At 60.6% G+C, this 19,183-nt stretch carries 16 protein-coding genes; 3 read left to right on the top strand and 13 right to left on the bottom strand.

Annotation, left to right across the window (positions count from 1 at the left end):
* Nucleotides 1-225 precede the first annotated feature (225 nt).
* The gene (locus AC3WN7_RS24610; RefSeq protein WP_095964490.1) at nucleotides 226-1,422 is read right to left on the bottom strand and encodes an AAA family ATPase; all 1,197 of its coding nucleotides are present in this window, start codon (nucleotides 1,420-1,422) and stop codon (nucleotides 226-228) included.
* Nucleotides 1,423-1,599: 177 nt separating this feature from the next.
* On the opposite strand from AC3WN7_RS24610, the gene AC3WN7_RS24605 reads away from it, so the two are divergent.
* From AC3WN7_RS24605 to AC3WN7_RS24595, 3 genes are read left to right on the top strand one after another with little or no spacing between them, the layout of a single operon-like run.
* Complete coding sequence (locus AC3WN7_RS24605; RefSeq protein ID WP_095964491.1) at nucleotides 1,600-2,703, top strand: efflux RND transporter periplasmic adaptor subunit; 1,104 nt, start codon at nucleotides 1,600-1,602, stop codon at nucleotides 2,701-2,703.
* The gene (locus tag AC3WN7_RS24600) at nucleotides 2,700-3,764 is read left to right on the top strand and encodes an efflux RND transporter periplasmic adaptor subunit (RefSeq protein ID WP_095964492.1); all 1,065 of its coding nucleotides are present in this window, start codon (nucleotides 2,700-2,702) and stop codon (nucleotides 3,762-3,764) included. Before AC3WN7_RS24605 ends, AC3WN7_RS24600 begins: the two co-directional genes overlap by 4 nt.
* Nucleotides 3,761-6,811: an efflux RND transporter permease subunit gene (locus AC3WN7_RS24595; protein WP_102675373.1), complete on the top strand. Its 3,051-nt coding sequence runs from the start codon at nucleotides 3,761-3,763 to the stop codon at nucleotides 6,809-6,811. The genes AC3WN7_RS24600 and AC3WN7_RS24595 overlap by 4 nt, the downstream gene beginning before the upstream one ends.
* 134 nt (nucleotides 6,812-6,945) lie before the next feature.
* Here the strand turns inward: AC3WN7_RS24595 and AC3WN7_RS24590 are convergent, their stop codons facing one another.
* From AC3WN7_RS24590 to tcyJ, 12 genes are all read right to left on the bottom strand, one after another.
* Nucleotides 6,946-7,572, bottom strand: a complete 627-nt coding sequence (locus AC3WN7_RS24590) for a class I SAM-dependent methyltransferase (RefSeq protein ID WP_095964494.1) — start codon at nucleotides 7,570-7,572, stop codon at nucleotides 6,946-6,948.
* Between the two features lie 197 nt (nucleotides 7,573-7,769).
* Complete coding sequence (locus AC3WN7_RS24585; protein WP_102675372.1) at nucleotides 7,770-8,111, bottom strand: DUF6124 family protein; 342 nt, start codon at nucleotides 8,109-8,111, stop codon at nucleotides 7,770-7,772.
* Nucleotides 8,112-8,578: 467 nt separating this feature from the next.
* A complete protein-coding gene (locus AC3WN7_RS24580; RefSeq protein ID WP_007972909.1) occupies nucleotides 8,579-9,223 on the bottom strand; it encodes a methionine ABC transporter permease in 645 nt (214 codons plus the stop codon).
* Nucleotides 9,213-10,334 (bottom strand): methionine ABC transporter ATP-binding protein, encoded by a 1,122-nt coding sequence (locus AC3WN7_RS24575; RefSeq protein ID WP_102675371.1) that lies wholly within the window; start codon nucleotides 10,332-10,334, stop codon nucleotides 9,213-9,215. Before AC3WN7_RS24575 ends, AC3WN7_RS24580 begins: the two co-directional genes overlap by 11 nt.
* 2 nt (nucleotides 10,335-10,336) lie before the next feature.
* The gene (locus AC3WN7_RS24570) at nucleotides 10,337-11,146 is read right to left on the bottom strand and encodes a MetQ/NlpA family ABC transporter substrate-binding protein (RefSeq protein WP_102675370.1); all 810 of its coding nucleotides are present in this window, start codon (nucleotides 11,144-11,146) and stop codon (nucleotides 10,337-10,339) included.
* 119 nt (nucleotides 11,147-11,265) lie between these two features.
* Nucleotides 11,266-12,618, bottom strand: coding sequence for an LLM class flavin-dependent oxidoreductase (locus AC3WN7_RS24565; protein ID WP_102675369.1), 1,353 nt, complete (start codon nucleotides 12,616-12,618; stop codon nucleotides 11,266-11,268).
* Nucleotides 12,619-13,812: an SfnB family sulfur acquisition oxidoreductase gene (locus AC3WN7_RS24560; RefSeq protein WP_102675368.1), complete on the bottom strand. Its 1,194-nt coding sequence runs from the start codon at nucleotides 13,810-13,812 to the stop codon at nucleotides 12,619-12,621.
* Nucleotides 13,813-13,835: 23 nt separating this feature from the next.
* Nucleotides 13,836-15,068, bottom strand: a complete 1,233-nt coding sequence (locus AC3WN7_RS24555) for an SfnB family sulfur acquisition oxidoreductase (RefSeq protein ID WP_102675367.1) — start codon at nucleotides 15,066-15,068, stop codon at nucleotides 13,836-13,838.
* Between the two features lie 372 nt (nucleotides 15,069-15,440).
* Entirely contained in the window at nucleotides 15,441-16,214 is a 774-nt protein-coding gene (locus AC3WN7_RS24550) for a hypothetical protein (protein ID WP_095964501.1), read from the bottom strand.
* 481 nt (nucleotides 16,215-16,695) lie between these two features.
* Nucleotides 16,696-17,451: an L-cystine ABC transporter ATP-binding protein TcyN gene (gene tcyN, locus AC3WN7_RS24545; RefSeq protein WP_007972898.1), complete on the bottom strand. Its 756-nt coding sequence runs from the start codon at nucleotides 17,449-17,451 to the stop codon at nucleotides 16,696-16,698.
* Nucleotides 17,452-17,455: 4 nt separating this feature from the next.
* The gene (gene tcyL / locus AC3WN7_RS24540) at nucleotides 17,456-18,121 is read right to left on the bottom strand and encodes a cystine ABC transporter permease (RefSeq protein WP_007972897.1); all 666 of its coding nucleotides are present in this window, start codon (nucleotides 18,119-18,121) and stop codon (nucleotides 17,456-17,458) included.
* A complete protein-coding gene (tcyJ, locus tag AC3WN7_RS24535) occupies nucleotides 18,121-18,921 on the bottom strand; it encodes a cystine ABC transporter substrate-binding protein (RefSeq protein ID WP_095964502.1) in 801 nt (266 codons plus the stop codon). Before tcyJ ends, tcyL begins: the two co-directional genes overlap by 1 nt.
* Between the last annotated feature and the right edge of the window lie 262 nt (nucleotides 18,922-19,183).

Genomic DNA, 19,183 nt, shown 5'->3' with positions numbered 1-19,183 from the left:
CTGGCCTTCAACGCCCTGCGCAACGCCATCAATAATTTCAGAATGTCCTGTGGATCCAGCCGTTGCGGCGTTTTTACGTCTGCCATGTTCTCGTCCTTGTGAGGTGTTGGCTGGGAGTCTGGCCAAAAGTGGTTCGTCCTTGGAGCTGTGTTTCGAAAAAAAGATCCTTCCTACGGTACAAGGGAAAATAGACGTCTTCCCTTATCCCGGCAAATCACGCGCCGTTCAATCCGGCCAATACCATGCCGGCTCATCCAGCATGCGCTGGCCCACGATCCCGGTCTGGCCAAGATTTTTCTCCAGCACGATGCAGTTGCAGTCCGGGTCCTCCTGCAACGCCGAAATCAAGCGCCGGGCATGAGACACCACCCACACCTGGCACTGCGCCGAGGCACGGATGATCAAGCGTGCCAGCGCCGGCAACAGGTCCGGATGCAGGCTGGTTTCCGGTTCGTTCAGCACCATCAGTGTCGGCGGCCGTGGCGTCAGCAGCGCCGCGACCAGCAGCAGGTAACGCAAGGTACCGTCCGACAGTTCGGCGGCTGACAGCGGCCGCAACAAACCTTCCTGAAAGAACTCGATGGCGAAGCGTCCACCGGGCAGGGGTTCGATGTTCAGTCGTGCGCCGGGGAAGGCGTCGCTGATCGCCGCCCGCAAGGCGTCGGGATCGCCGATTTCGATGATCGTCTGCAAGGCCGCCGCCAGGTCGCGCCCGTCGTGATGCAGCACCGGTGTGCGAGTGCCCAGTTGCGGCTGACGCGCCGGGGCGTCGGCATCGCTGCGAAAATGATCGTAAAAGCGCCAGCGGCGGATGAACTCGCGCATCTCCAGCACTTCCGGTGAACCGCGCAGGCTGCCGACCTGATCGAACAGGCTGTCGAACGTCGGCGTGTACTGCGCCAGCACATCCCACGTGCGCTCGGTGCGGGCGCGGATCATCGGGCCGTCACGATCGACCAGCAGACTGGCCGGGCGGTAGAACGCGCCTGCCCACAGGCATTCGCGCTTGATCTGCGGGTCGAGGCTGAAATAGGACGGGATCGGCGAGCTGTGCCCTGGCAGCATGAAGTGACCATTGGAATCGGGAAGGCCGAGGCTGATCGAGTAGCCGAAATCCTCTCCCGCAAACCCCAGGCGCAGGCGTTTGACGCCTTGGCGCACGGTGGGCTCGATGGCGACTTCGCCAGTGCGCATGCGCCGGGAGAGGGTTTCCGGGCCGGCCCAGAAGGTCGAATCCAGCCCGCCTTCACGGGCCAGGGCATTGACCACGCCGCCGTGGGCGGTTTCCGCCAGCAGGCGCAGCGCACGGTACAGGTTGGATTTGCCGCTGCCGTTGGGGCCGGTGATCAGATTCAGTCGGCCCAGCGGGATCACCAGTTTGTTGATCGAGCGGTAGTTGGCTACCGCGAGCGTGTTGAGCATGTGGGGTCCTGTGGCGGGGTCGAGCGACGCCCATTGTCCGCTACGGGCAGGTGCCTGGGGCAAGTGTTCTGGACGTAAGGCAGGGTGGATTTTTTCTTCATAAGACGCTCGTGCAAGGTTGCTGTCCTGTTCTAAGCTCTCTGTCGTGCTGGACATGAAAAAGGCCAAGGAGTTTGCATGGTGGTTCCCGGATTCAAAGTAGTCATGGCCTTGAGCGTCGTCACCCTGCTGACGGCCTGCGACCAGAAAAAACCCGTACAGGAATACCTGCCACGGGTGTTCGTGCAAGTCGTCAAGCCGACGGACTACGCGGCCCCGGTTACCCTCACCGGTGATATTCAGGCGCGGATACAGACGGAGCTGTCTTTCCGTGTGGGTGGCAAGATCATCCAGCGTTCGGTTGACGTCGGCGATCGAGTGACCGCCAAGCAAGTGCTGGCCCGGCTCGACCCCAAGGACTTGCAGAGCAACGTCGACTCGGCCCAGGCACAAGTGGCCGCCGAACAGGCGCGGGTGAAGCAGAACGCGGCGGCATTCGTACGCCAGCAAAAACTCCTGCCCAAGGGTTATACCAGCCAGAGTGAATATGACTCGGCCCAGGCCGCCTTGAACAGCAGCCAGAGCGCCTTGAGCGCTGCCCAGGCGCAGTTGGCCAATGCCAAGGATCAGTTGAGCTATACGGCGCTGATCGCCGATGCGCCGGGGATCATTACCGAGCGCCAGGCGGAGGTCGGCCAGGTGGTTCAGGCGACGATGCCGATCTTCAGCCTGGCCCGTGACGGCGACCGCGATGCGGTGTTCAACGTTTATGAATCCCTGCTGGCCGAGAAGCCGAGCGATGACACCATTGTCCTGAGCCTGCTCGACAACCCGGCGATCAAAACCACCGGCACCGTGCGCGAAATCACCCCGGCGGTGTCGGCGCAATCCGGTACCGTGCAGGTCAAGATCGGCCTCAACAGTCTGCCCGACGGCATGCAATTGGGCTCGGTGGTGAGTGCCACGGCCAAGGGGTCGGGAAAGTCGGTCATCGAATTGCCTTGGTCGGCGCTGACCAAAAACATCAGTGAACCCGCTGTCTGGATTGTCGACGACAAGGGCAAGGCCCAGTTGCATTCGGTCACAGTCGGCCGCTACCTGACCGGCAAGGTCATCATCAGCGGCGGGTTGAAAGACGGCGACAAAGTCATCATCGCGGGCGGCCAACTCTTGCACCCTGACATGGACGTCGAGATTGCCGAAGACACTTACAAGGATCTGACGTGGGGAGCCAAGCCATGAAGCCTTTATGGGCGTTGTCCATCGGGCTGGTGCTGAGCGCCTGTTCCGAAAGCGAACCACCGCCGGCACCGGTACGACCGGTGTTGTCGATCAAGGTCCAGACCTTGAACGAAGAGGACCTGGGCCGCTTCGCCGGCAGCATCCAGGCGCGTTATGAAAGCAATACCGGCTTCCGCGTGGGCGGGCGGATCGCCAGCCGTAACGTCGATGTTGGCACCGAGGTGGAAAAGGGGACGCTGCTCGCCACCCTCGATCCTTCCGATCAGCAGAACCAATTGCGTTCGGCCCAGGGCGACCTGGCGAAAATCCAGGCGCAGCTGATCAATGCCAAGGCCAGTGCCCAGCGTCAACAAGCCCTGTTCGATCGCGGGGTCGGCGCGCAAGCGCAACTCGACGCGGCCAACACGGACCTGAAAACCACCCAGGCCTCCCTCGATCAGGCCCGGGCGGCCGTCAGCCAGAGCAAAGACCAATTGGGCTACACCGAACTGCGCGCCGACCATAAAGCCGTGGTCACCGCATGGAGCGCCGAGGCCGGGCAAGTGGTGACGGCGGGTCAGCAAGTGGTAACCCTGGCGCAACCGGACATCAAGGAAGCGGTGATCGACCTGCCCGATACCCTCGTTGATCAGTTGCCCAGCGATGTGGTGTTTCAGGTCGCAGCACAACTGGATCCGAGCATTAACACCACCGCGATCATCCGTGAAATCGAACCCCAGGCTCAAAGCGCGACACGCACCCGTCGTGCCCGCCTGACCCTGGCCGAAACGCCACAGGGCTTCCGCTTGGGCACGGCCATCAGCGTCACCCTGAGCTCGGCGGTCAAGCCGCGCATCGAGTTGCCTGTCACCGCGCTGCAGGAGGTCGATGGCAAGCCGCGCATCTGGGTGATCGATGCACAGAGTAAAACCGTCTCCCCCCGTGACATCACTGTGATCAGCCGCACCGACAGCACCGTGGTGCTGGCCGGCGGCGTGAAGAGCGGCGAGCGGGTGGTCAGTGCCGGTGTCAACAGCCTCAAACCGGGGCAGCCAGTGAAAATCGACGAGGACAGTCAATGAAAGGGCCTTTCAACCTCTCGGAATGGGCCCTCAAGCATCAGTCGTTCATCTGGTATCTGATGTTCGTCGCGTTGCTGATGGGTGTGTTCTCGTATTTCAACCTGGGGCGCGAAGAAGACCCGTCGTTCACCATCAAAACCATGGTGATCCAGAGCAAATGGCCGGGGGCGACCCAGGAGGAAACCCTCAAGCAGATCACCGACCGGATCGAGAAAAAGCTCGAAGAGCTCGACTCCCTCGACTACGTGAAAAGCTACACGCGCCCCGGCGAATCGACGGTGTACGTGTACCTGCGCGACACCACCAGTGCCAAGGACATCCCGGAAATCTGGTACCAGGTGCGCAAAAAGATCAACGACATCAAATACCAGTTCCCGCAAGGCATACAGGGGCCGTCGTTCAACGACGAGTTCGGTGACGTCTTCGGGTCGATCTACGCCTTCACCGCCGACGGCCTGACCCAGCGTCAGTTGCGCGACTACGTGGAACAGGCGCGCATGGAGATTCGCGGTGTGCCGGGGCTGGGCAAGATCGAAATGGTCGGCCAGCAGGACGAAGTGCTGTACCTGAACTTCTCCACGCGCAAACTCGCCGCGCTGGGCATCGATGAGCGTCAGGTGGTGCAGAGCCTGCAATCCCAGAACGCGGTGACCCCGGCGGGTGTCATCGAGGCCGGGCCGGAGCGGATTTCGGTGCGCACGTCAGGGAAGTTCGCTTCGGAGAAAGACCTGGCCGAGGTCAACCTCAAGCTCAACGACCGCTACTATCGCCTGGCCGATATTGCCGAAATCCGCCGCGGCTACGTCGATCCGGCCTCGCCGGAATTCCGCTTCAACGGCAAACCGGCCATCGGCCTGGCGATTGCCATGCAGAAGGGTGGCAACGTCCAGGCGTTCGGCAAGGCCTTGCACGCCCGTATTGACGAGTTGACCGCCGACCTGCCGGTGGGCGTCGGCATTTACAACGTGTCCGACCAGGCCGTGGTGGTCGAGGAGGCCGTCGGCGGCTTTACCAGCGCGCTGTTCGAGGCGGTGGTGATCGTGCTGCTGGTCAGCTTCGTCAGCCTTGGCGTGCGCGCCGGGCTGGTGGTGGCCTGCTCGATCCCGCTGGTGCTGGCGATGGTGTTCGTGTTCATGGAGTACAGCGGCATCACCATGCAGCGGATTTCCCTCGGTGCACTGATCATCGCCCTCGGCCTGCTGGTGGACGATGCGATGATCACCGTGGAGATGATGGTCACGCGGCTGGAATTGGGCGAGACCAAGGAGCAGGCGGCAACCTTCGCCTACACCTCCACGGCGTTCCCGATGCTCACCGGTACGCTGGTGACGGTGGCGGGCTTCGTGCCGATCGGCTTGAACGCCAGCTCGGCCGGTGAATATACCTACACCCTGTTTGCGGTGATTGCCTGTGCGATGCTGGTGTCGTGGGTGGTGGCGGTTCTGTTTGCGCCGGTGATCGGCGTGCACATTCTCAGCACCAAGGTGAAACCCCATGAAGGCGAACCCGGGCGCATCGGCAAGGCGTTCAACGGTGGGCTGCTGTGGTGCATGCGCAATCGCTGGTGGGCCATCGGCATTACGGTGCTGTGTTTTGTGCTGGCGCTGTTTTGCATGCGCTTTGTGCAGAACCAGTTCTTCCCGTCTTCGGACCGCCCTGAAATCCTGGTGGACCTGAACCTGCCGCAAAACGCCTCGATCGATGAAACCCGCCGGGCCGTCGATCGTCTCGAGGCCACGCTCAAGGACGATCCGGACATCGAGCGCTGGAGCACCTACATCGGGCAGGGCGCGATCCGCTTCTATCTGCCACTGGACCAGCAACTGCAGAACCCCTTCTACGCGCAGTTGGTGATCGTCAGCAAAGGCCACACCCGTGAGGCCATGATGCACAAGCTTCGCGAGCGCTTGCGCAACGACTTCGTCGGCATCGGCAGTTATGTCCAGGCACTGGAAATGGGCCCGCCGGTAGGGCGTCCGATCCAGTACCGGATCAGCGGCAAGGACATCGACCAGGTGCGCCGACATGCCATCGACCTGGCCACTGAGCTGGACAAGAACCCGCATGTGGGCGAGATCATCTACGACTGGAACGAACCGGGCAAAGTGCTGCGCATCGACATCGCCCAGGACAAGGCGCGGCAGTTGGGGCTGTCTTCCGAGGATGTGGCCAACCTGATGAACGGCATCGTCAGCGGCCAGTCGGTGACCCAGGTCGATGACGACATTTACCTGATCAACGTGGTCGGTCGTGCGGTGGATTCCGAGCGCGGAACGCCGGAAACCCTGCAGAACCTGCAAATCGTCACGCCGAACGGCACGTCGATTCCGCTGCTGGCGTTCGCCACGGTGCGCTACGAACTGGAGCAACCGCTGGTGTGGCGTCGCGATCGCCTGCCGACCATCACCATCAAGGCGGCGATCCGCGACGAGATCCAGCCGACGGACCTGGTGAAAATCCTCAAGCCGTCCATCGACGCGTTCGCTGCCAAACTGCCGGCGGGCTACAAGGTCGCCACCGGTGGTACGGTGGAGGAAAGCGGCAAGGCCCAGGGCCCGATTGCCAAGGTTGTGCCGCTGATGCTGTTCCTGATGGCGACCTTCCTGATGATCCAGCTGCACAGCGTGCAGAAGCTGTTCCTGGTGGCCAGCGTCGCGCCGCTGGGGCTGATCGGCGTGGTGATCGCGCTGGTGCCGACGGGTACGCCCATGGGCTTCGTGGCGATCCTCGGGATCCTCGCGTTGATCGGTATCATCATCCGTAACTCGGTGATCCTGGTGACCCAGATCGAGGAGTACGAGCAGAAGGGTTATGCGCCGTGGGATGCGGTGGTGCAGGCCACCGAGCATCGGCGTCGTCCGATCCTGTTGACCGCGGCGGCGGCGAGCATGGGGATGATCCCGATTGCCCGGGAAGTGTTCTGGGGGCCGATGGCCTACGCGATGATCGGCGGGATCGTCATCGCCACCTTGCTGACGCTGCTGTTTTTGCCGGCGCTGTATGTGGCCTGGTACAAGATTCGCGAGCCGAAGAAAGAGGTGCAGTAAAGGCGAGCGCTGCGCGCTCTATTCGCGGGCAAGCCCGCTCCCACAGTTGACCGAGTTGTTCAGCAACACTCGATTCCCTGTGGGAGCGGGCTTGCCCGCGAAAGCGCCAGAACAGACACCTCAGGCTAAAGCGCTTACACCTTACGCCAGACACTCGCCAACCAAGGCTGCTGCTCCCGCGGCAGCCCGGCCGGCCGGTAGTAATGCTCCAACTCGACAAAACCCGCCTCGATCAGCAACTGCTGCCAGGCCGCCAGGTCGTGATACGACCCATAACGCGGCCCGTTCCAGCCTTCCTGATTCTCGCCACGAGGATTGGAACTGAACAACACTCCACCCGGTTTCAGCGTTCCCCACAACTGCTTCAACACCCGTGGCAACTCCTGACGCGGAACATGAAACAGCACCGCATTGGCAAAGATCCCGTCGAAACGCTCGGCCGGCAGATCAAGCTTCAGGAAGTCCTGTTGCCACACCTCGCAACCGCTGTCGTCCCGGGCCATCTGCGCGAATTTTTCCGAACCGTCGAGGCCGACGGCTGTGTGGCCCATGCGGGTGAACGTCTGCAAATCACGACCCGGTCCGCAGCCAAAATCGAGAATGTCGAAAGGCGCATCGCCCTGAATATGCCGCAACAGGGCATCGATGTTCTGGCTGACGTCGTGATCGCGCGTGCCTTCACGGAAGTCTTCGGCCACTGCGTTGTAATGGCCCAGGGTGGTGGCGGTGATCTGTTCGAGGTCGTCGGGCGTCTGTTTCATCGTCGGGCTGCGCGGGCAATTGAGATTTGGCCAATATACGCCATCAAGTTGGGGGCTGCTTCGCAGCCATTCGCGAGCAAGCCCGCTCCCACACTTAACCGCGTCGAACAAATGGTTTGTGTTCGCCAGAGACCAAGTGTGGGAGCGGGCTTGCTCGCGAAAGCTGCATCACTGACAACGGATTACTAAAGCCTGGCTCAGCTTTTTTTCATCCCCAAACACTCAATGGAGTGATCCACCATCGCCTTGGCAATCTCCAGCAAATGCCAGATCGAATACACCATCGCCCGGTCGGCACCCTTGAGCTGTTCGCCACACTGATACGCCGTGACCGACGCACAGCGCAGCAGATCGGCGACATAGAGTTGGGTGTCCTCGAAGCTCACATCCTTGCTGACGTTGTAGAAGCGCATTTCATCAGGTGGTGCGGGTTGCTTGCCGGTGAGGTGGAAATCGATGGCGCGGTAGAGCGCTGAGCGATCCCTGAGCGGGTCTTCGGTGGAGGTTTCTGGGGGTGGATCTGGAACGGATTTTTCCATGAGTGTTACTCCTATTGCTGCATGGGAGCCATCACTTATCGCCTACTAAACGATTGGGTGGCGGCTGTACGCAGGTTAGTAGGCCGGTCAATAGGAAAACCGGTGCACCCGAAGGTGCCCCACGCACAGCCACCATATTCTGCATGCGGCAAAATTTGCCGGACATGAGCATGGAATTGCTATGCGCCTATTGTTCCGGGCTACTAAACCCGATCACTGATGAGCAGTGACGGACCGAGACTAGCCACCGGATTTGGCAGGCGCAAGCGAGCGAAATGATCTAGGAAATGTCCTGCAAAGGAAAGGGAACGGGCCTTCGGAAGCGCTGATTTTTTGTACGAAATATCGCCAGGGTCGCCACTCGTGTAGGAGCGAGCTTGCTCGCGAAAGACCTGAGGGCGCCGTGGGGAATCAGGTTTCCCGCGTTATCGTTGACCTCCATCGCGAGCAAGCTCGCTCCTACAGGGCTACCGCTTGTTGAGGCCCCGAGCCAACCGATCCCCGCCCAACTGAATCACCGCCACCAACGCCACCAGCAGCACAATCACCGTCAGCATGATCTGGCTATCAAACCGCTGATACCCATACCGATAGGCAATATCCCCCAACCCGCCCGCGCCAATCGCCCCAGCCATGGCCGAGGAGTTGATCATCGTCACCAGGGTGATGGTGAACCCGCCGACAATCCCCGGCAGTGCTTCCGGCAACAACACATGCCAGACGATGTGCCAGCGCCGGCAGCCCATGGCTTGCGCCGCTTCGATCAACCCATGATCGACCTCGCGCAAACTGACCTCGGCAATGCGCGCAAAGAACGGCGTGGCCGCGATGGTCAACGGCACCACGGCCGCCCAAACGCCATACGTGGTGCCGACGATGAGCCGGGTGAATGGAATCAGCGCCACCATCAAAATCAGGAAAGGAACCGAGCGAAACAGGTTCACGAACGCGCCCAGTGCACGGTTCAGCGCCGGTGCTTCGTAGATGCCGCCCTTGGAGCTGGTGACCAGGATCACCGCCAGCGGAATGCCTGCCAACAGCGCGATCAGCGACGACACGCCGACCATCAGGAACGTGTCGATAAAACCCTGCAGCAAGCGATCAAACCACATAACCCAGCACCTCCACCTGTTGCGCCCATTGGCTGGCGCGTTGACGCAATTCTTCGGCACCGAGGGGTGAGCCCGTCACCGCCAACAGCAGTTGCCCGAGGGCATGGCCCTGGATCCGTTCCACGCCGCCTTGCAGCAATCGCACGCGGCCACCGAGGGCGCTGAACAGTGCCGCCAGGTCTGGCTCGTCGCGTTGGTTGCCGGTGAACTGCAAGCGCAGGACCACGGCGGCATCCGGGGCGTTCGATTGCGGCAGCAAACGGCTTTGCAGCTCTTGCGGCAATGCGTGTTGCAACGGCGCCAGCAACGTCTTGCTGACCTCATGTTGCGGATTGCCGAAGACTTCCCACACCGGCCCTTGCTCGACGATCCGCCCGTGTTCGAGGACGACTACGCGATCACAGATCTCGCGGATCACCGCCATTTCGTGGGTGATCAGCACAATGGTCAGGCCCAGGCGTTGATTGATCTCGCGCAGCAGGCCGAGGATCGATTGCGTGGTCTCCGGGTCCAGTGCCGAGGTGGCTTCGTCGCACAGCAGGATTTTCGGGTCATGTACCAGCGCCCGGGCAATGCCCACGCGCTGTTTCTGCCCGCCGGACAACTGCGCCGGGTAAGCCTTGTGTTTGGCTTGTAGACCCACCAGTTCCAGCAATTCACGGACCTTTTGCTCGCGTTGTTCCTTGGGCACGCCGGCGACTTTCAGCGGCAACTCGACGTTCTGCCAAACGGTCTTGGCCGACATCAGGTTGAAGTGCTGGAAGATCATGCCGATGCGCCGACGCAGCGCCACCAGGCGGTCTTCGTCGAATTCGCCGATGTCGACCTGATCGATCAGTACCCGACCGCTGCTCGGTTGCTCCAGGCGATTGATGGTGCGAATCAGCGACGACTTGCCAGCGCCGCTGCGGCCGATGATGCCGAACACTTCGCCGCGCTGGATCGCCAGGTCGATGCCGTGCAACGCGGCCACCGGGCCTTGCTGGCCGTTGTAGGTTTTGCCCAGGCCGATGAAGCGCACGTGGGCATGGTTGAGTTCGGGATGCAGCTCGGTGCGCTCTGCGCTTTGCGGCTCTGGAATCTCCAGTCGCCGTTGGATGGCAGCGGTCATGCTCAGCTTTCCCAGCCGGCTTGATAGAGCTTGCCGTGAGCTTTATCCAGTGCGGCGCGCACCGCGGGTGAGTGCTGGTAGATGTCGACGAACTTGATCAGGCGCGGGTCGGTTTTGCTCTTCGGCTGGATCACGAACTGAATCACGTATTCCTTGTGATCGAGGCCGTCGAACAGCAGCGCGGAGCCCGCATCGAAGGTTTTCGACAAGCGAATGTAGGCCGGGTAGCCCTGCACCAGATCGGCATCGTCATAGGCGCGTACCAGTTGCACGGCTTCGACCTGGAGGATCTTGATTTTTTTCGGGTTGGCGATGATGTCTTCTTCGGTGGCCTTGTAGCCGACACCGGGCTTGAGGGTGATCAGGCCGGCCTTGGCCAGCAGTTGCAAGCCTCGACCGCTGTTGATCGGGTCGTTGGCGATGGCCACGCTGGCGCCTTGCGGCAGTTCGTCAAAATTTTTGTACTTCTTCGAGTAGAGGCCGACGTTGTTGATGATCCCGGGCGCGAACGGCACGAGGTCGAAACCCGAGGCGGCCTTGGCGTTTTCCAGGAACGGGATGTGCTGGAAGTAGTTCACGTCGATGTCGCCGGCGGCGAGGCTGACGTTTGGTGCGATCCAGTCGCTGAACTCCACCAGTTCGACTTTCAGGCCTTGTCTGGAGGCCTCTTCGACAGCCGCTTCAAGGGGAATGGCGAAGGCAGCGGTGGTGCCGATTTTCAGCGGCGCGTCGGCGGCGAAAACTGCAGAGCTGAACAGGCCGAGGGCCAGGGCCAGTGCTTTGACTGGGTGAGAGAGGTAGTGCTTTTTCATGATGAGTTATCCAGTCAGTGCATAAGGTTTGTGTTGTTTGGTCGGGCCTCTTCGCGAGCAAGCCCGCTCCCACATTTGGAATGCATTCCCCTGTGGGAGCGGGCTTGCTCGCGAAGCTTTTAGCGGCGGTAAGTCGAGCCCGTATGTTGCTCAGGCAGATGCGCCTCCTGCTGAAACAGCTTTTCGCGCAAGGTCCCATCGTCATAAGCCGTCTTGTACGACCCCCGCCGCTGCAACTCGGGAATCACCAGCTCAATGAAATCCTCATAGCTTTCCGGTGTGACGATGCGGGTCAGGTTGAAGCCATCCAGCCCGGTTTCGGCGATCCACGATTCCAGCTCATCCGCCACTTGCTGCGGTGAGCCGACCACGGTGATGTAGCGACCGCCGAGGGCGTGTTGTTCGAGCAATTTGCGCCGGGTCCAGTCGTTGTTTTGCAGGTGCTTGGTGGCGGACTGGATCGCGTTGCTCTTCACGTACTGGATCGGCTCGTCGATTTCATAGTGGGAAAAATCGATCCCGGTGGACGCCGAGAAATGCGCCACGCCGGCCTCGGCACTGGCGTAGCTCAGGTACTCGGCGTGCTTGGCCCAGGCCAGTTCTTCGGTGGCGCCGACGATCACGTTCAGGCCCATGAACACCTTGATGTCCTCGGGATTGCGCCCGGCTTCGACGGCGCTGGCACGGACCTTGTCCACCTGAGCCTTGGTCGATGGCTTGTTCTGGCCGCTGATGAACACGCACTCGGCATGTCGCCCGGCGAACAGCAAGCCGCGATCCGAACTGCCGGCCTGGAACAGCACCGGTGTGCGTTGCGGCGAGGGTTCGCAGAGGTGATAGCCTTCGACCTGATAGAACTCGCCCTTGTGCTCGACCTTGTGCACTTTCTCAGGCTGCGCATAGATCCGCTGCTGTGGATCGTTCAGCACCGCGCCGTTTTCCCAGCTGCCTTCCAGGAGTTTGTAGAGCACCTCCAGGTACTCGTCGGCCTGGTCATAACGACGGTCATGCTCGACCTGTTCGCGCAGGCCCATGGCCTTGGCGGCGCTGTCGAGGTAGCCGGTGACGATGTTCCAGCCGACCCGGCCACGGCTGAGGTGATCCAGCGTCGACAGGCGTCGGGCGAACAGGTACGGCGCTTCGTAGGTGAGGTTGGCGGTCAGGCCGAAACCGAGGTTTTTCGTCACCGCGGCCATGGCCGACACCAGCAACAGCGGGTCGTTGACCGGCAGCTGGATCGACTCTTTCAACGGCACGTCCACCGAATTCTGGTAGACGTCGTAGACCCCGACGATGTCGGCGATGAACAGGCCGTCGAACAGCCCGCGCTCAAGCAATTGCGCCAGTTCGGTCCAGTATTCGATCGTGTTGTAGCGGGTGGACGTGTCGCGCGGGTGCGTCCACAAACCGTGGTTGATGTGCCCGATGCAGTTCATGTTGAAGGCATTGAGCAGGATCTTCTTTTTAGCCATTCAGATGGTCCCCCGCAGTGGCGGGTTTTCATCGTTGAGGTAGTAGTTGCCCACGGCGTGGTACTTCCAGCGCACCGGGTCGTGCAGGGTGTGCACCCGGGCGTTGCGCCAGTGGCGGTCGAGACCGTGTTCGATCAAGGTCGCCTGGCTGCCGGCCAGTTCGAACAGCGTGCTGCCGGCGGCCAGGGAGATTTCGGTGCTCAGGGCGCGGGCTTCGGCGACGGCAATCGATGCGGCTGCGACGGTTTTTGCATTTGTATCGGCCTGGGCTTTGTCGAGGTATTCGCCGGCACGCTCCAGCAGTGCCTCGGCGGCGTGCAGACGAATGCTCAGGCGGCCGAAACTCTTGAGGGTCAGTGGATCGTCCGTGGCTTTTTCGTGCGTGGCGTCGATCCACGGCCGGGTTTTGCTGCGCACGAAGTGCAGCGCATCCTCATATGCAGCGCGGGCGATGCCGGTGTCGATGGCGGCATGGAGAATCTGCGCCAGCGGGCCGACCGGGGTCGGGCGTTCGAAGGCGCTTTGAAAGGGGATGACATCTTCGGCCGCGACGTAGACATCTTCGAACACCACCGAACCGCTGCCGGTGGTGCGCTGGCCGAAGCCGCTCCAGTCATCGATCACTGTCAGGCCTTTACTGTTGCGCGGGACGAACGCCAGATGCTGTACGCCGTTTTCATCCACCACTGAGGTGGGAATGCGCTGGGCATAAATCGCACCGGTGGCGTAGAACTTGCGGCCATTGATGCGATAGCCGCTGCCATCGCGGGTCAGGCTGGTGAGGCGATCGTGGGCGGTTTTGGTGCCGAGTTCGGCGAGGGCATTGCCGAAGCGCTGGCCGGCCAGCACTTCGGCATAAAGTCGTTTTTTCTGCTCATGGCTGCCGTTCACGCGCAGCACTTCGAGGGCATAAAAATGGTTCTGCGGAATTTGCCCCAGCGAGCCGTCGGCCTGGGCGATCAGGGCGATGACCTTGGCCAGGGTGACGTTGGAAACACCGGCGCCGCCATATTCCTTTGGCACGCTGATGCCCCACAGGCCCGAGCGGGAAAACACCTCCAGTTCGGGGTGTGGCAAACGGCGTTCACGGTCGCGTGTGGCGCTGTCACGTTTGAAATCTTCGGCCAGATCGCTGGCGACAATCAGGGCTTGCTCATCGCTGGTGATGACCGCGACGTGTTGAGAAATGCTCATGTGCTTCTCCAGATGTCTGGTCGTTAAATCCAGGAATGACGATTAGGCCGCGTGCCGTTGAGGCGATAGGCGCCGATGGCGTGATACTTCCAGCGCACCGGATCGTGCAGGGTGTGCACCCGGGCATTGCGCCAGTGGCGGTCGAGGTTGAATTCGGCGAGGGTGGCGCGGCTGCCGGCCAGTTCGAGCAGCTTTTCGCTGGCCTGCAACGAAATCTCGGTGGTCAGCACTTTGGCTTCGGCCACGGCAATCGAGGCGCGGGCGGCGGACTCGGAGGTGAGCGGTGCGGCGCTGACTTCATCGAGCACCTGCCCGGCCTTGCGCAGCAGCGCTTCGGCGGCGTGCAGTTCGATTTTCAGTTTGCCGATATCGGCGATCACATACAGGTCATCGCTGGCCCGCTCGACCTTGGCGTCGATCCACGGCCGGGCGCGGGTTTTCACGAAGTCGATGGCGTCGTCGATGGCGCCCCGGGCGATACCGGCGTCGATGGCCGCCTGAATCAGTTGGGAGACGGCGCCCTGGATGTTCGGCGTGTCGTTGATCCGCCAGTTATCCACCACCAGTTCGGGATCGACCTGCACGTTGTTGAGCAAAATCGTGCCGCTGGCGGTGGTGCGCTGACCAAAGCCGGACCAGTCATCGACGATGCGCAATCCCGGCGTGCCGCGACGGATGAACGCCAGCACTTGTTTGCCGTCGCCGTTCAATGCCTTGACCGCGACCCAATGGGCGAACAGCGCACCGGTGGAATAGAACTTCTGGCCGTTGAGGACGCCGTCGGCGGTGAGGCGCGCCTTCAGTTCCAGGGTGTTTTTGGTGCCGCGTTCCGGCCCGGCATTGCCGATGCGCCAGCCATCCAGGACGCTTTTGAACAGTTGCCTTTTCTGCGCTTCGGTGGCGCTGCCGAGGATCAGGTTAAGAATGCCGAACTGGTTTTGCGGGATCTGCCCAAGCGCCGGGTCGGCGGCGGAAATGATCGCGAAGACCTCGGCCAGGGTGACGAACGAAACCTGCGGGCCACCGTACTCGCGGGGGATGGAAATGCTGCCCAGGCCGCTGCGGGTGAACAGTTCGATTTCAGACCATGGGAGCTTGCGCAACTGGTCACGTTTGGCCGCTTGCAGGCGCGCAACGTGCGCCAGTTCCTGGGCCGCCTTGATGGCTTGGGCGTCGTTGCGCAAGATTTGTGCGGGCAACAACAACGGGGCGATGTCCAGGTCACTCTGGACGATTGCATCTGCCAGACTGGACATCAGTGCCACTCCTTGGCTGCTCGCAATGCCCTGGCGATCTGCACTGGGGTGATTGTGTTCCGGACCATACCTACCTCACATCTCATGGAAGCGCCGCTTGTGGCCGCGCATGAAAACAAGAATGTCCGGTGGTCCGGTTCATATACCCTAAACGTGTATAAATATTTTATGAACTAACTTTTAGGAATATTGATAGAAGGGTGTTCTGTGGGGGGCGCAATCCCTGTGGCGAGGGGGCTTGCCCCCGTTCGGCCGCGCAGCGGCCGCAAAGCCTGCTTACGCGATGTCCTGATGGAGCGAAGTTGCATATTTTGGGACGCTTCGCGTCCAACGGGGGCAAGCCCCCTCGCCACAACAACACTATGGGCACAGTCACTGCCGCCGCTGTCTGCAGGGTTCAGCGGCCTTGAGGTGCTGTTTCTTCGGGACTTTCAGATAAGGATTGGCGCAACCGATCTTCAGCGTGCGGGCCGGTGCCCAGCGGGAGTTGTTGCCCACCCTGTCGAGAATGCAGTACGTCACTTCCAGCCGCAGATCTTCGCCGGCTTCGAGGATGATGGCCGGCGGTATCCAGACCTGGATCGGCTGGCCTACATCGGCGGACTTGAGCGGTGGCAGATCCAGGCGCACATCGCCCCAACGCAGGGTGATCTCGTCGTCGACGGCCATGTTCAGGTACGGCTCGATGGTCAAGGGAACACCGCGTTTGACCTGGCTCGGATTGACCCCCTGACGGCAAATCGCCTCGGGAATGCTCACCGGTGCCAGGCACTGGTTTTCATCGCCGCACAGCGCCGAGGGTTGGCCGCCTGGACAGTCGAGTTTGATCTGCACGTTTTGGCTGGCCGATACCGCCGGGCCCCGGCCAATCTGCATGACCCGGTAGTGAATGCGCGAGGTACCGTTGGCGACAAAACTCTCAGGCACTCGCAACTGCACCGGTCGGCCGACATCGCTGGCCGTCAGCACGCGGGAGGCCACGTAGCAGTTGTCCCAGAACAGTTCGATCAGGTCTCCTGCGTCCATGGCGGGGTAGGGCGCCACATCGATCAGCAGGTGCGCCGCGCAGGTGACGTTGATGCCGGCCTTGTTGGATTGCGCCAGGGTCGGGGCTGCAAGCCCGGATTTGTTCGAGGTGCTATTCATGAAGTCTCCTTGAAGTCTTGCAACGAAGTCCGTTTCTGGAATATCAAAACCAATAATCGAACAGAAAAACCATTCATTATTTTGATTGGAAATAATGATTTAAATGAGATTGGAATTGCTGGTTGGAGACTAGATAAGAGTCAGAGAGATCAGGTGTCAATAAGAATTGTTAGTTATGGGTGGTGTGTGATGCTATTCAGAAAGTTCCTACGGCTCCAAGTAAGTAAACCATGTCTGTGCGTCGAATTTTTCTGCTGAAAGCGCGGAAATATGGGCGAATTGGTGCAGGTCGTGGGCGCCGTCTTACGACAGAGGATCTGGTTGAATTGGCATGGCTTAATTGCCGTGATGCATATATTTGTACCGTGCACGCGTACAGGATATGCATGTTAAGTAGATGAGTTTTATTTGATATTAATGGGGTGTGTGTCGAGGGGTGTCACTTCCATCCATGGAAGTTTACCGTTGTTGCGCAGGGTTATTAGTTGTGAGCGTTATTCAGGAACTTGCTCAGGAATTGCCGAGTTCGCTCTTCTTTCGGATTGGCAAACAACGCCTTCGCTTCGCCTTGTTCGACGATCACGCCCTTGTCGAAAAACACCACACGGTTGGCCACGTCCCGGGCAAAACCCATCTCGTGGGTGACGATCACCATGGTGCGTTTCTCTTCGGCCAGGCCACGGATGGTCGCCAATACCTCGCCCACCAGTTCCGGGTCGAGGGCCGAGGTCGGCTCATCGAACAGGATCACTTCGGGCTCCATTGCCAGCGCCCGGGCAATCGCCACGCGCTGTTGCTGGCCACCGGAGAGGCGACGCGGGTAAGCGTCCTCCTTGCCCGCCAGACCGACCTTGGCCAAGAGTTTTTTACCCAGGGCTACAGCATCGGCGTGCGGGGTCTTCTTGACCACGATCGGGCCTTCGATGACGTTTTCCAGGGCGGTGCGATGGGGGAACAGGTTGAAGTTCTGGAACACGAAGCCCACGTGCTGGCGCAAACGTCGCACCAGGCTCTGCTGCTGGTTCAGGGGACGGCTGGTATCGATCTCGATATCGCCGACCTTGATCCGGCCGCTGGTGGGTTCTTCCAGAAAATTCAGGCAGCGCAGGAAGGTGGTCTTGCCCGAACCGCTAGGGCCGATGATCGCGACCACCTCGCCTTCCTTGACCTCAAGATCGATGCCATTGAGCACGACTTGACCCTTGAACTGCTTTGTCAGTTTTTCCACGACAATCATTGGGTCAGGACTCCTGGTCGTGCCGATTGACCCGCGCTTCCAACTGGTTCTGCAGGTGCGACAGCACCGTGGCCAGGACCCAGTAGATCAGTGCGGCGGCAAGATACATGGTGAAGATTTCGAAGGTACGGGCGGTGATCAGTTGGGCCTGACGGAACAGCTCCGGCACCTGGATGGTAGCGGCCAGCGCCGTGTCCTTGACCAGCGAAATGAAGCTGTTGCCCAGCGGCGGCAATGCGGTGCGCATGGCCTGCGGCAGGATGGCCCGGCGCAGGGTTTGCGCGCGGGTCATGCCGATACTGGCAGCGGCTTCCCACTGGCCGCGCTCGATGGAGCTGATCGCGGCACGCAGGATTTCGCAGGCGTAGGCGGCCATGTTCAGCGAGAAGCCGATCAGGGCCGCTGGCAGCGGATCAAGTTCCAGACCCAATTGCGGCAAGCCGTAATAGATCACGAACAGTTGCACCAGCAACGGCGTGCCGCGAAAGAACGACACGTAGATGCGGGCGATCCAGCTCACCAGTTTGAAGCGCGACAGGCGCATCAGCGCCAGGCCGAACCCCATCACCAGGCCGAAGAACATCCCGCCCAGGCTGAGGATGACCGTGTAGTACGCGCCCTTGAGCAGAAAGGGCACGGAGTCCAGTGCGAGTTGGAAAGCTTCTTCCATTATTGAGTGACGTCAGCGTTGAAGTATTTTTCCGAGAGCTTTTTCAGGGTGCCATCGGCGCGCAGCTTGTCGATCGCCTTGTTCACCGCGGCCAGCAGTTCAGGCTCGCCTTTGCGCAGGGCAATGCCGGCTTCCTGACGGGAGAACGCGTCACCGGCGGCGGTGGTGTCCTTGGCCTTCTTGGCGTATTCCAGCGCGGCCAGGCGGTCGATCAGAATGGCGTCGATACGGCCGACACGCAGGTCCTGGAACTTGGTCGGATCATCTTCATAGGTGCGGATGTCAGCGGTCGGCACATTGGTTTTCACCCACTCTTCGTAGTTGGTGCCCAAGCCTACACCGACTTTCTTGCCACCCAGGTCGGCAGCGGTCTTGATGTTCAGCTCGGCGGCCTTCTTGGTCAGCACCAGCGCCTGGATACCGGAAACAGTGTACGGCTCGGAGAAGTCATACTTCTTCTTGCGCTCTTCGGAGATGGTCACCTGGTTGATCACGGCGTCCAGACGCTTGGATTCCAGGGCCGCGAGGATGCCGTCCCATTTGGTCGGTTGCAGTTTGACCTTGACGCCCAGCTCTTTGGCCAGGGCTTCGGAGAACTCGACTTCGAAGCCGGTCAGTTTGCCGTCGGCATCGACGAAACTGAACGGTGGATAAGTGCCTTCCAGGCCAACGTTGATCACGCCGGCGTCTTTGATTTTTTGCAGTTGCTCACCGGCAACGGCTTGGCCAATCAGGCCGGCGCTCAGTGCCAGGCCCAGCGAGCCCACCAGCAGATTGCGACGTAGTGCGGAAAAATTCATGACAAGCCCCTGTGTTTTCTTATGGAAGACGCTTTAGGAAAGTTGGCAAATTCGGGAATTCAGCGACAGCGCTATCCTGCCTTAAAGCAGCGTATGCGTCTCTCGGGAAATTCGCCTGTAGCATGACTATATGATGGCGTTTTTAGATTGGAAAATAATAGTTATTCTTCTGGTTATTCCATTTTTGAATAACTTGCGTTTTTTACTGTAGGAGCGAGCTTGCTCGCGATGGTCGTCAACGATAACGCGGGCAACCTGACAC

The organism is Pseudomonas sp. FW305-70, assembly GCF_058783925.1.
This window is presented reverse-complemented; position numbering and strand designations above follow the sequence as displayed.